General features: G+C 52.3%; 10 protein-coding genes. 6 read left to right on the plus strand and 4 right to left on the minus strand.

What is annotated here, in order from left to right:
• Positions 1-10 precede the first annotated feature (10 nt).
• The 6 genes from MUG06_RS19565 (at position 11) to MUG06_RS19590 (ending at position 7,273) form a co-directional block, all read left to right on the plus strand.
• The gene (locus MUG06_RS19565; RefSeq protein ID WP_243079756.1) at positions 11-1,612 is read left to right on the plus strand and encodes a gamma-glutamyltransferase family protein; all 1,602 of its coding nucleotides are present in this window, start codon (positions 11-13) and stop codon (positions 1,610-1,612) included.
• Between the two features lie 226 nt (positions 1,613-1,838).
• Positions 1,839-2,555, plus strand: coding sequence for a DUF3053 domain-containing protein (locus tag MUG06_RS19570; protein WP_215848032.1), 717 nt, complete (start codon positions 1,839-1,841; stop codon positions 2,553-2,555).
• 446 nt (positions 2,556-3,001) lie between these two features.
• Positions 3,002-4,945 carry a PTS mannitol transporter subunit IICBA gene (locus tag MUG06_RS19575; RefSeq protein WP_215848033.1) on the plus strand — a complete coding sequence of 648 codons (1,944 nt, stop codon included), beginning with the start codon at positions 3,002-3,004 and terminating at the stop codon, positions 4,943-4,945.
• A gap of 104 nt (positions 4,946-5,049) precedes the next feature.
• Positions 5,050-6,198: a mannitol-1-phosphate 5-dehydrogenase gene (gene mtlD / locus MUG06_RS19580; RefSeq protein WP_243079757.1), complete on the plus strand. Its 1,149-nt coding sequence runs from the start codon at positions 5,050-5,052 to the stop codon at positions 6,196-6,198.
• Between the two features lie 64 nt (positions 6,199-6,262).
• Positions 6,263-6,808, plus strand: a complete 546-nt coding sequence (gene mtlR / locus MUG06_RS19585) for a mannitol operon repressor MtlR (RefSeq protein WP_215848364.1) — start codon at positions 6,263-6,265, stop codon at positions 6,806-6,808.
• Positions 6,809-6,910: 102 nt separating this feature from the next.
• A complete protein-coding gene (locus tag MUG06_RS19590; protein WP_243079758.1) occupies positions 6,911-7,273 on the plus strand; it encodes a YibL family ribosome-associated protein in 363 nt (120 codons plus the stop codon).
• Positions 7,274-7,280: 7 nt separating this feature from the next.
• Here MUG06_RS19590 and MUG06_RS19595 read toward each other — a convergent pair whose 3' ends face one another.
• From MUG06_RS19595 to MUG06_RS19615, 4 genes are all read right to left on the minus strand, one after another.
• Positions 7,281-8,243, minus strand: a complete 963-nt coding sequence (locus tag MUG06_RS19595; protein ID WP_243079759.1) for a VirK/YbjX family protein — start codon at positions 8,241-8,243, stop codon at positions 7,281-7,283.
• Positions 8,244-8,374: 131 nt separating this feature from the next.
• A complete protein-coding gene (locus tag MUG06_RS22835) occupies positions 8,375-10,315 on the minus strand; it encodes a methyl-accepting chemotaxis protein (protein ID WP_279234062.1) in 1,941 nt (646 codons plus the stop codon).
• A gap of 276 nt (positions 10,316-10,591) precedes the next feature.
• Positions 10,592-11,209: a superoxide dismutase [Mn] gene (gene sodA / locus MUG06_RS19610; protein ID WP_243079760.1), complete on the minus strand. Its 618-nt coding sequence runs from the start codon at positions 11,207-11,209 to the stop codon at positions 10,592-10,594.
• A 158-nt stretch (positions 11,210-11,367) separates the two neighbouring features.
• Complete coding sequence (locus MUG06_RS19615) at positions 11,368-12,393, minus strand: LacI family DNA-binding transcriptional regulator (RefSeq protein WP_243079761.1); 1,026 nt, start codon at positions 12,391-12,393, stop codon at positions 11,368-11,370.
• Positions 12,394-12,668 lie beyond the last annotated feature (275 nt).

Consider the following 12,668-nt stretch of genomic DNA (forward strand, 5'->3'; position numbering starts at 1 on the left):
AGGAATCATTATGAAAGAAGCATTAGATTTTGATGTCAGCTATCCCTCTCATCGCGCCCCGATGATGGGCCGCAATGCGGTTGCCACTTCGCAGCCGCTGGCGGCGCAAGCGGGTATTCGCATGTTGCAGCAAGGCGGCAACGCAGTCGATGCCGCGATCGCCACCGCCATTGCGTTGACGGTGCTGGAGCCAACCGGCAACGGCATTGGCAGCGACGCCTTCGCGATTATCTGGGACGGCAAAGAGCTGCACGGATTAAACGCATCAGGACGCGCTCCAGCGGCGTGGAGCCCAGAACGATTTGCGGGTCACAGCCAAATGCCCGAAACCGGCTGGGATGCCGTCACCGTGCCCGGCGCTGTTTCGGCTTGGGTTACGCTGGCTGAACGTTTTGGCACCTTGCCGCTGACCACACTGGCACAACCGGCAATTGAATACGCGCGCGACGGTTTTCCGGTCTCGCCGCTGATTGGTCAGCTGTGGCAGCGCGGCTACAAAAAACTGAAAGACCAGCCAGGCTTCACCGCGTGTTTTGCCCCGGAAGGCCGCCCGCCGCGCATCGGTGAGCTGTTCCGTAATCCAGCACAAGCTGAGACGCTGCAAAAGATCGCCGAAAGCAACGGTGAAAGTTTTTATCGCGGTGAACTGGCGGAAAAGATTGCTGCTTTTGCCCGCGAGCACAACGCCGCGCTGACGCTGGAAGATTTAAAAAATCATCGTGCTGATTGGGTGAAGCTGCTGTCGCATCCCTTTGCTGGCGGTTCTGTACAGGAACTGCCGCCAAACGGCCAGGGCATTGCGACACTGATCGCGCTCGGCATTTTGGAAGAGTGGGATATTGGACAATATGCCCCCGATTCGCCGCAGTGGCTGCATCTTTCCATTGAAGCGATGAAGCTGGCATTGGTGGATTTAGAGCGTTACGTCACTGATGAAGATCACCTCGAATTCCCAGCCGATTTGCTGTTAAGCGAAGGTTATCTTAAACAGCGTGCGGCGTTGATTAATCCAAGGCAAGCGGGTGACTTCACCTTTGGATCACCGCAGCAGAGCGGCACGGTTTATCTCTCAACCGCCGACGCTAGCGGCATGATGGTGTCGTTTATTCAGTCAAACTACATGGGATTCGGTTCAGGTGTCGTCGTGCCGGGAACCGGCATTAGCCTACAAAACCGTGGCGCAGGCTTCTCGCTGGATGCCGATCATCCTAATGTGGTGGCAGGAAATAAACGTCCGTTCCACACCATCATTCCCGCCTTTGCGCTGGATGCAGAGGGCCAACCGCTGATGTCATTCGGTCTGATGGGTGGACCGATGCAGGCACAAGGACATCTGCAACTGGCGTTACGCATTATGAAACATAAACAAAACCCGCAGGCCGCGATTGATGCGCCGCGCTGGCGTATGGTGCAAGGGCGTGAAGTGGTGTTTGAATCGACCATCGATCGCAATACGTTAAGTACGCTACGCCGCATGGGACACAACGTGGTGCTGGAAGATCCGCTGAGCAGCTATAACTTTGGCGGTGCGCAAGTGATTGTGCGCGATCCGCAAGGTTTCTATATTGCCGCAACCGAAAGCCGTAAAGATGGTCAAGCGCTGGTTTATTAATCGTCTGGTGTGCTGCTCTGAAAAGCACCCAGCATTACGTCTTTAACGCTGATTATTAAGCACCTTAAGCATCCCTTCCTTTGCGCATTACACAAGGAAGGGATGAAGTGTGGCTCTCTCCTGATCAACCGCGCGGGTTTCACGTTGTGTGCGCTCCCTTGTTTGTTCTATTCTTTAGGCCATTGTTACATAGACATCAGCCCGTTTACTGACAGGAGTTGAACGAATGGCTTCAGGACTTTCCCGCCTTTGGACGCGCAGCGGCATAATGCTTGCTGGCGCGCTTATCGTGCTGCAACTCACCGCGTGTGGTGATAAAGAAGGCGATCAGCGCAAAGCCTTCAGCGATTTTCTCCAAAATACCGTGATGCGCAGCGGTGAGCACTTACCGAGCCTGAGCGAAAACCAAAAGCAGACCTTCGGTAAATTCGCGAGCGATTACGCCATCATTTATGGTTTCTCTCAGCAGGCGAACAAAGCGGTTGAACAAGGCATGCGCCCCGTGGTTGATGAGTTATCTGCGATTCGCGTGCCGCAAGATTATCTCACTCGCCGTGATTCGTTGCGTCAGGCTAACAGCGCGTTAGTGATTGTTACGCAGCAGATTGAAAGCGCTAAGATGCAAGCTGACAGCAGCAAAGCCTCGCTGAAACAGTCGGACGACTTGAAGAAAGTTTACGACAGCGCTTATGACAAAGTGGTAACGCAGCCCGCTAATGTGCTGATTCCGTTATTGCCGAAACTGCAAGCGTTGAGCCAGGGCGCGGTGCAAACCGGTGACTTCTTGCAGACACAAGGTAATCGCGTGAGCTTCAACGATGGCGGCGTCCAGTTCCCAACGCAGGATCAGGCCACGCAATACAATACATTAATGAGCAATTTGTCAGCGAATGCACAAGCACTGACCCAGGCACAAAATGCTGTGCAGGGCAGCCCGCAATAAGATATCAAGCAGGGCAAATCTTGAGGTTTGCCCTGCTCTCTTTTCTGTCCTTTCTTTCCAAATTCTCTCTCTTCAAAATGACTCCCCCACAAAGTGTGAACTGACGCATTTTCGACCAACGATTGTTTGTGATCTGAATCACATAACAGCAACAAACCGTCCCATCCAAAAGGTGACATAACTCACATAACGACCCTGTTTCCGTTCAAATAATCGCCATCGTACTTTTCTTACAGCACTTTTTTGTGATCGCCATCACTTAAATCACCCCTGACGCCACCGTAATTGCGTGATATGAATCACACTTTTCCCCTGTGCTACGCAGCGTCATATTCGCGTGATAGAGTCCGCGTGCATACAGTAATACCAACGGCTCCCCGCCGTGGTCACTTAACAAAAACAAACGCGCTCTCCTATTGCAGCGCGTCTCAATAAGGGGTGGGTTTATGTCCTCATCGGTGAAGGTCAAAGTACAAAGCTTTGGTCGCTTTCTGAGTAATATGGTGATGCCAAACATCGGGGCGTTTATCGCCTGGGGCATCATCACCGCGCTGTTTATTCCAACAGGTTGGATTCCAAACGAAACGTTGGCCAAGCTGGTTGGCCCAATGATCACCTATCTGCTGCCACTGTTGATCGGTTTTACCGGTGGACGCTTGGTTGGCGGCGATCGCGGCGGTGTGGTCGGTGCAATTACCACCATGGGCGTGATTGTTGGTGCGGATATGCCGATGTTCCTCGGCTCAATGATTGCCGGTCCACTGGGCGGCTGGGCGATCAAATCATTCGACCGCGCCATTGACGGTAAGATCAAAAGCGGCTTTGAAATGCTGGTTAACAACTTCTCTGCCGGTATCATCGGTATGTTGTTGGCGCTGCTGGCGTTTATGGCTATTGGTCCGTTGGTGGAAGGTCTGTCGCATATTCTCGCCGCTGGCGTGAATCTGATGGTGCAGAATAACCTGCTACCGCTGACCTCCATCTTTGTTGAACCGGCGAAAATCCTGTTCCTCAATAACGCGATTAACCACGGTATTTTCTCGCCGCTGGGTATCCAACAAGCCAGTGAAGCCGGTAAGTCTATTTTCTTCCTGATTGAAGCGAACCCAGGCCCAGGAATGGGTGTGCTTATGGCTTACATGTTCTTTGGTCGTGGCAGTGCTAAACAGTCTGCGGGCGGTGCGGCAATCATCCACTTCTTCGGTGGTATCCACGAAATTTACTTCCCGTATGTGTTGATGGCGCCGCGCCTGCTGTTAGCGGTCATCCTCGGCGGTATGACTGGCGTGTTCACGCTGACTCTGCTGAATGGCGGTTTGGTTTCTCCCGCCTCACCCGGTTCTATCCTGGCGGTGTTAGCCATGACGCCAAAAGGAGCCTACTTCGCTAACATCGCTGCGATCGTTGCTGCCTTTGCTGTTTCCTTCGTGGTATCGGCCATTCTGCTGAAAACCAGCAAAGTGAAAGAAGACGACGACATTGAAGCGGCAACCCAGCGCATGCAGGACATGAAAGCGCAGTCTAAAGGCCAGGGCGCTGCGGGTGCAGCCGGAGCGGCTGTCGCGAGCGATGCCATGAGCGTTGACCTGAACCACGTACGTAAAATCATTGTCGCTTGTGATGCGGGAATGGGTTCAAGCGCCATGGGCGCAGGTGTACTGCGTAAGAAAGTGCAGGACGCTGGCCTGAGCAGTGTGTCGGTAACGAATACCGCGATCAACGCCCTGCCGGGCGATGTGGATCTGGTGATTACTCACCGTGATCTAACTGAACGTGCCATTCGTCAGGCGCCGCATGCGCAGCATATCTCGCTGAATAACTTCCTCGACAGCGCGCTGTACGCCACGCTGACTGAACGATTGGTTGCAGCTAATCGCAGCGAAACCCATCGCGGTACTGTGCAAAAAACGTTGGCTGATAGCTACGATGAAGGCAATGCGCATCTGTTCAAACTGGGCGCAGACAACGTGTTCCTTGGCAAAAGCGCGACCAACAAAGAGCAGGCCATTCGCTTTGCGGGTGAACAGCTGGTGAAAGGCGGTTATGTTGAGCCTGAATATGTTGAAGCGATGCTGGAGCGTGAGAAACTGACGCCAACCTATCTGGGTGAATCTATTGCGGTGCCGCACGGTACCGTGGAAGCCAAAGATCGCGTACTGAAAACCGGTGTAGTGTTCTGCCAATATCCGGCGGGTGTGCTGTTTGGTGAAGAGCCAGAAGATATTGCGCGTTTAGTCATCGGTATTGCAGCCCGCAATAACGAGCACATCCAGGTGATTACCAGCCTGACCAATGCGCTGGACGACGACACGGTGATCGAGAAGCTGGCCAACACGACCAGCGTCCAGGAAGTGTTGGATCTGCTTTCCGGCAGCACGGCAACCGTATAGTTAGCGCAGCGTTCTGACAGATTATTTTCCCTGGGGTGGGTAAGCCCGCCCCGAATTCCGGGGTGGACATGCTCGCCCCATCGTCTTTTAAATGGGTCAACATTATGAAAGCGTTACATTTTGGAGCAGGAAACATTGGCCGTGGTTTCATTGGCAAACTGTTAGCTGATGCAGGCATCGACTTGGTGTTTGCAGATGTGAATCAGGCGGTGCTGGATGCACTAAACGCGCGTCATGAGTATCCCGTTCATGTTGTAGGCGAGCAGGCTAAAGTCGAAATCGTCAAGGGCGTAAGCGCGGTCAACAGCACCAGTGATGAGATCATTACGCTGATTTCAGCGGTTGATATCGTTACCACGGCGGTTGGCCCACAGATTCTGGAGCGTATCGCCGGCAGCGTAGCGAAAGGCCTGGCCAAGCGCAGCGACAACGGTAATTCCCGTCCATTAAACATTATCGCCTGTGAAAACATGGTGCGCGGCACCAGCCAGCTGAAACAGCATGTGCTCAAGGCGCTGCCAGAGCAATATCATGCATGGCTGGAGCAGCATGTCGGCTTCGTGGATTCTGCGGTAGACCGCATCGTGCCGCCTTCAGAAGCGGGCAGCAACGATCCCCTGGAAGTCACCGTTGAAACCTTCAGCGAGTGGATTGTTGATAAAACCCAGTTCAAAGGCGATCTGCCTACTATTCCCGGTATGGAACTGACCGACAACTTGATGGCATTTGTCGAGCGCAAACTCTTTACCCTGAATACCGGACATGCGATTACCGCCTATCTCGGCCAGTTAGCCGGCCACCAAACTATTCGCGATGCCATTCTGGATGAAAAAATTCGCGCCGTGGTGAAAGGTGCGATGGAAGAGAGCGGTGCGGTGCTGATCAAGCGTTACGGTTTTGAAGCCGACAAACATGCCGCTTATATCCAGAAAATTCTTGGACGTTTCGAAAATCCTTATCTGAAAGATGATGTTGAACGCGTAGGTCGCCAACCGCTGCGTAAACTAAGCGCAGGCGATCGTTTGATCAAGCCCACACTGGGCACGCTGGAATATCAACTGCCGCACACCAATCTGGTTCAGGGCATTGCTGCTGCCATGCACTATCGCAGCGAGCAAGATCCGCAGGCGCAAGAATTAACCGCGCTGTTGCAGGAGAAAGGTCCGCAAACTACGCTGGCAGAGATTTCAGGCCTTGAGGCCGACAGCGAAGTGGTGGCTTCGGTGGTGAGCGCCTATAACGCTATGGCATGATGCACGCGTGTTAGCGAAGCAAGTCGGGCGCAGTTCGCCTGCGCCCAACAGCAGTATTGAACCCATGCAGGCAATAATGGAAGAGAAGCAAGCTTTTGAAAACCGGGTGCTTGAGCGCCTGAACGCCGGTCGCTCGGTGAGAAGCTTTCTGATCGCCGCTGTCGAGCTGTTGGCCGAAGCGGTTAATCTGCTGGTATTACAGGTATTTCGTAAAGACGACTACGCCGTAAAATACGCAGTTGAACCGTTGCTGCTCGGCAATGGTCCGCTGGGTGAGTTGCCGGTGCGGCTCAAGTTGATTTACGGCCTTGGCGTGATCAATCGCCATGAGTATGAAGATTGTGAACTGCTGATCGCCTTACGTGAAGAGCTGAATCACGACATGGGTGATTATCGCTTCACTGACGATGAGATTCTCGGCCCTTTTGGCGAGCTGCATTGCGTAACGGCGTGGCCGCCCGTACCGGCTTTTCATCCCGATGACGCGGAGCTTCGCGCCATGCAGCAGCAGCGCTATTTACAGATGGTGCGTTCCACCATGGTGCTGTCGCTCACCGAGCTGATTTCCCGCATCAGCCTGAAGCAGGCGTTTAAAAAGCCCAACGGCTAAACCTCAACAGGCGCATTGCCGCCTGTTATCACCCTAACCTCACCGAGAATATGCGCCGAATTTGGTGTATCCTTTGCCTGTTTTCCTCAACGAGTTGTGGTCATGAAAGAGCTAGAAAAGAACGAAATCAAACGCCTCAGCGATCAGCTGGACGCCCTGAACCGTAAAGAGCCGCTGCTGCTGGAATCGGGTGATATAGAGAAGCTGGGTGCGCTGTTAAAAGAGAAAGAAACCCTGGTTATTGAGATCGAGCGTCTGCGTAACCAGCGCGTCGAGAAGCTGAGTGTGGAAGCACAGAAGCTGCAAAAGCTGCCGTTCAGCCGCGAAATTACCAAGAAAGAGCAGGCGAACTTAGGCGCGCTGAAGAAAAGCGCGCGCGGCCTGGTTGTGGTGCATCCAATGACCGCGCTGGGACGTGAAATGGACCTGAAAGTCATGACAGGTTTCGCTAAAAACGCGTTCTGAGTTTGGATCAGGCTGCGGCCTGATCGACTTTGCGCTGTCCGGCGGCGGCATAAACCTGCTCCGCCAGACCATCTAACAGTTCGTAGCGACGGCGATATTCGGCACGTTTCTTACTGGCAATATCTTCTAAAGATTTACGCGGCAAGTTTAACGGCAGCGTGAACAAGCCATCTGCGCGCGCCTCGCCATTGAGTGATAACCAAAACTCACTGTAGCTGGCAAAAAAATGGCCACTTTTGCTGTGACGGTAACGCATACTGCTAAAGACATGCGTATTTTCTCCGACAGCGGCTATTTTATTCGCCTCACATTGTTGTGCAAAAATAAACACCGCCTCCATTAATAAACGTTTAGGAAATACGCCGTGTGCCGCTTTAGTCGCCTCACGAATAACCTCATTACTGATATTTTTTCGTGGGCCTTGCAACCCGCCAATTAATAAGATTCGCTGTTGGTTTTCATTAATAATTGAAAACGAGAGCGAGGCAATCACCTGCTGTTGATAGCGCAACACTAGCGTGACTTCACCTTCACGATCGTAATAACCTGGGCTACAAGTCATTAAAAACGTCTCGCCAGTTTTGCCCAAAAACGTCGCGATAACATTATCTCCAGCACTTTGCAGCAGCTGACGCAATGGCATATTTTTCAGCTGTTCAATAAACTGATAATGATCAAGGATAGCCTGCGCACGCGCCGCCACGCTGAATCCCGCCCGCAAATAAGGACGATGCAGCTTAGCGGGCAACAGGCCTTGCAGGTTCATCATCTGATCGATCTGTGGCAAATGTGAAAGCTGATGTAAATAACGTAACGTTGTTATCGGTGAAATTAACGACCTTAAGGCAAATTTAAAACGGAAGCGTTTACTCAGCCACAGTTTATTTGGAATATATTTCCCACTGATTAACGGAAAAAACAGCGAAGCGGACGAACTTTTATTCGCCTCATGCGTGGTAATAATAGACATGGTAGCGTCACACCTTTAAATGGCAATGTCGCTAAGAGTACGGCGAAAATTATCAACGGCGAGTTAATGCCAGGCGAAGTTAATAAGGGAGAAGTAAGATTCTCCCTTTTGTTTACGTTTAGTTTATAAAATTAGAATTGTTCCCAACCTTCATCAGCGGCGACGTGCGTAGGCAAAGCGGGTGCTCGCTTTAATATCGGGGTAGCGATCTTGCGCGGTGCGGATACCGGTTCTGGCTGCTCTGTTAGGCGAAAAACAGAAACTGCACGCGCCAATGCCGCAGCCTGATCTTCCAGCGAACTGGCCGCAGCCGCCGATTGCTCGACTAAAGCGGCGTTCTGCTGCGTGCTGTTGTCCATTTCCACTACCGCTTGCGAAACCTGACTGATTCCCCGGCTCTGTTCATCAGAGGCAGACGCGATTTCACCCATGATGTCACGCACGTGACTTACCGACGTCACGATGGTTTGCATGGTGCTACCGGTGCTCTCTACCAGTTTCTCACCGCTATTAACCCGTTCAACCGACTCGGCGATTAACGCTTCAATCTCTTTTGCCGCCTGGGCTGAACGCTGGGCGAGATTACGGACTTCGCTGGCCACCACGGCAAATCCACGCCCTTGCTCGCCTGCGCGTGCAGCTTCAACCGCTGCGTTTAACGCTAAAATATTGGTCTGGAAAGCGATGCCATTGATAACGCTGGTGATATCAGCAATGCGTTTCGAACTTTGGGTAATTTGCTGCATGGTTTCGACAACCGCCGCCACCTGACGCCCACCGGTTTGCGCCGTGTCTGACGCTTCTGCCGCTAATTTGCTGGCCTGATGAGCATTATCAGCATTTTGTTTCACCGTTGAGCTCAGCTGTTCCATGCTGGCAGCGGTTTGTTCCACAGCCGCGGCCTGTTCTTCGGTACGCGAAGAGAGATCAATATTGCCCGCGCTGATTTCCGTTGCAGCGTGAGACACCTCCAATACACCCGAGCGAATCTCACCGATCATGGTGCGCAAACTGTCTCCCATCGCACCTACGGCGGCGAGCAGCAATCCTAACTCATCACGTCGATCGGTGGTGAGATGCTGGGTTAAATCGCCTTCGGCAATGCGCTGGGTTGCCTGCAACGTGTCGCGCAGCGGCCGGGTAATTTGACGGGAGATCCAAAAAGCGATGATACAGCCGATCAGCAAAGCAATTAACGCCACCAAGACCATCATATTGATGCCTTTTTTAACGCTGCTGGAGGCGATGTCCACTTCCCGCTTCACCAGTTGCTCGACTAAATCGTTCATCTTCTTCGCCTGCTGCGACATGTCCGCTGCGGCTTTTTGCTGCTGAGCAGAAGCAGGAACATAGGAGAGAACGCTTTTTTTATAGCGAATGAGCTGACTTTTCAGCGGCTGCAGCGCCTGCTCCTGCTGCGGTGTGACCAGGCTGGCAAACGTGTCCAGCATCACGGCGGCGTTATCGGCTGCAGTGGAAAGCCTCGCAGCGCTGTTTTCATTTGGGTCGGCCGCAACACCGCGCACCGTATAGTGGACATCGAGCAACGCGTGATCGAGCTTGCTCATCTGCAACTGCAACATCAAGTCAGCGCCCAGGCTCAATTCCTGCTTTATGTCCTGAAAAGCGGCTTCGCTTTTCGACAAATTCCAACTCTCTCTGATCGATTGGCGTGCATTAACAGCCGCAACGAACTGCTGCTGTGATTGCTGATACGCCTTGACCAGGCCAGGAAACGTGTCGAGCCAGGCACGCATCTCCGCGTTCCAGTACAAGGTGTTTTCCATTTCATTGAAAGACGCCAGGCCTTGTTGCAGGTACTTCTGGCTTTGCGCGATATTTTCTTCAGCGTAATCAGCCTGATAATGGCGCTGCGCAGCCAATGCCTGGTTAACAGCAGCGCTAATCTCCAGACTGTAATTGATCTTCGCATTCCGGTCCTGAATGTCGCGAAACTGGTCGATGCCAGCCACTGCAATGACTGCGGCTAAAATCAAAACCAATCCAAAGCCAACGCCTAGCTTCTTCCCTACTCGTAAATTCTCGATACGTCGTCTGAATGCCTTAATCATGATGATCTGAAGTCCCGTTGCTCAATTGCATGATGAGGATGGTGTTGGCAGTTCCGCACAAAAATTTACTGAGGCGGATAATAGTTACTGCTGAAATCTTCTATCGGTTGGGACGGGACAAGACTTTAATTGGCGCAGCGGGATTGGATGGGCATTTTGTCGGCGTAAAATGCAATGCACAGAGGTTATGGCAGGCTTTAGCCCGATAAAGAACATAAAAAAACCGATGGAATTTCTTCCACCGGTTCATCATGGCGAATTTAACCTAAGGTTAAATTACTTCGCTGAAGCGAAGCGTGCTGCTGCTTCGTCCCAGTTAACCACGTTCCAGAATGCTTTGATGTAATCAGGACGTTTGTTCTGATACTTCAGGTAGTACGCATGTTCCCACACGTCCAGGCCGATGATTGGGAAACCAGACACGCCGGCAACCGCTTCGCCCATCAGTGGGTTATCCTGGTTTGCGGTTGAAACCACAGCCAGTTTATCACCCTTCTTAACCAGCCACGCCCAGCCAGAACCGAAACGGGTCGCTGCCGCTTTCTCGAATTCTTCCTGGAATTTTTCAAAGCTACCGAAATCTTTTTCGATGGCGGCTTTCAGGTCGCCCTGCAGCGTGGTGCCGATTTTCAGGCCTTTCCAGAACAGGCTGTGGTTAGCGTGGCCACCTGCGTTGTTACGCAGTGGACCTTTTTTGTCTGCTGGCAGCTGATCCAGTTTAGTGATCAGCTCATCCACCGGCAGATCGGCAAATTCAGTGCCTTCCAGCGCCGCGTTGGCGTTGTTGACATAAGTCTGGTGATGTTTGGTGTGATGGATTTCCATCGTCTGCTTGTCGAAATGCGGTTCCAGTGCGTCGTATGCGTAAGGCAGGGATGGCAGTGAATAACTCATGTTCTTCCTCTCCATTTAGTGTTTGAGCAGCACTTGATTGTGAGCGTGCCGCGTAAGCAGTCGAATCATTATAGTTAAATTCATGATCCATAAAAGGGTAATCAATGCCCCATTAAGCATAAGGATTTGAATGGGCTGGCAAAAGCAAACCCTTGTTTTTAAGGCTTGCCGGTACTGGCGCGCATTTTTAGCGTCACGGGAAGTTCATTGAAAACGGGCGGTTCGTCGCCGTTGAGTGCAGCTAACAGACGCTTACCCGCCATTCGCCCCATCTCTTCATAGGGCAGCGCTACGCTGGTCAGGGGTGGCGAACAGACCGCAGATAACTGTCCGCCGCCAATACTGGCGATCGCTAGCTGGCTGGGAATGGCGATGCCCGCCGCGTGGCAAGCCATGATCGCGCCGCAAGCCACCTCTTCAGTGGTGCAAATCAGCACATCCAGTTCAGGCCACGTCAAACGAATTTCCGCCAGCAGTGCGTGCCCGGTGGCGAAGGTTGGCGGCTTCGGTGAGGTAACAACACGATGCGGTGCCTGATTCATCGCCAACATTCCGCTGTGCCAGCCATTTAGCAGTTGTCTGAAAACGGTACTGTTGGTTTGGGTGCAGAGTAAACCTAAGTTGCGATAGCCGCGATCAACCAGATTTTGCACCAGTTGGCGAATCGCTTTAGCGTAATCAACGCCGACGCTGATCCCGGTGGAATCATGATGTACACCGCCAATATCAATCACAGGCAAACCGGAATTACTCAGCAGCCGATGCGCGTCAGAAGCGTTATCAAAGTTAAAGTGCACCATTGCCGCTGGGTTGTAGGAAAGCAGCATCTCTATCAGCTCGCTCTCTTCGGCCGCCGAATGGTTCGCTTCAGCCAACATCATGTTGTATCCCTGCGGACGTAGCACTTCCTGCAAGGCTTCGGATACCGCCGCGCAGCCTGGCGTGGCAAAAGACGGCACCACCATCGTGACTAATCGTGAGGATGCTGAAGCCAAATTACGTGCCTGCACGTTAGGCACATAGCCCAACTCAATTACTGCCGCATCGATTTTTTCACGGATATCAGCAGAGACTTTTTCTGGCATGCGCAACGCACGCGAGGCGGTCATCGTACTCACACCCACTAAACGGGCAACATCGGCTAACGTACTTTTGCCAGTACTGCGCCGTCGCTTCTCTGCCATGCGTTCTCCTGACTGGCTAGCCTTTTTCAACTGGACGCAGCTTAAGATTAATTAGGGCGTCGCGCCATGTTAAAAGCCACACTTTTGGTTATCCCTGAGTGAGTAACAGGAAATCAGAAAAACTCAGCCTGTCAGCGTGCTGCAAACAACGCAATCACGATCACATAAAATGTTAGCGATAACACAGTTTTTAACAATATTCGTGTTAGCGCTAACTTTTGTGACTACCATCACAGAAAGTCGTTCACTAAATCACCCAGAATGCAGGTCATTCA

It is taken from the genome of Pantoea sp. MQR6, assembly GCF_022761075.1.
Classification (GTDB): domain Bacteria; phylum Pseudomonadota; class Gammaproteobacteria; order Enterobacterales; family Enterobacteriaceae; genus Pantoea; species Pantoea phytostimulans.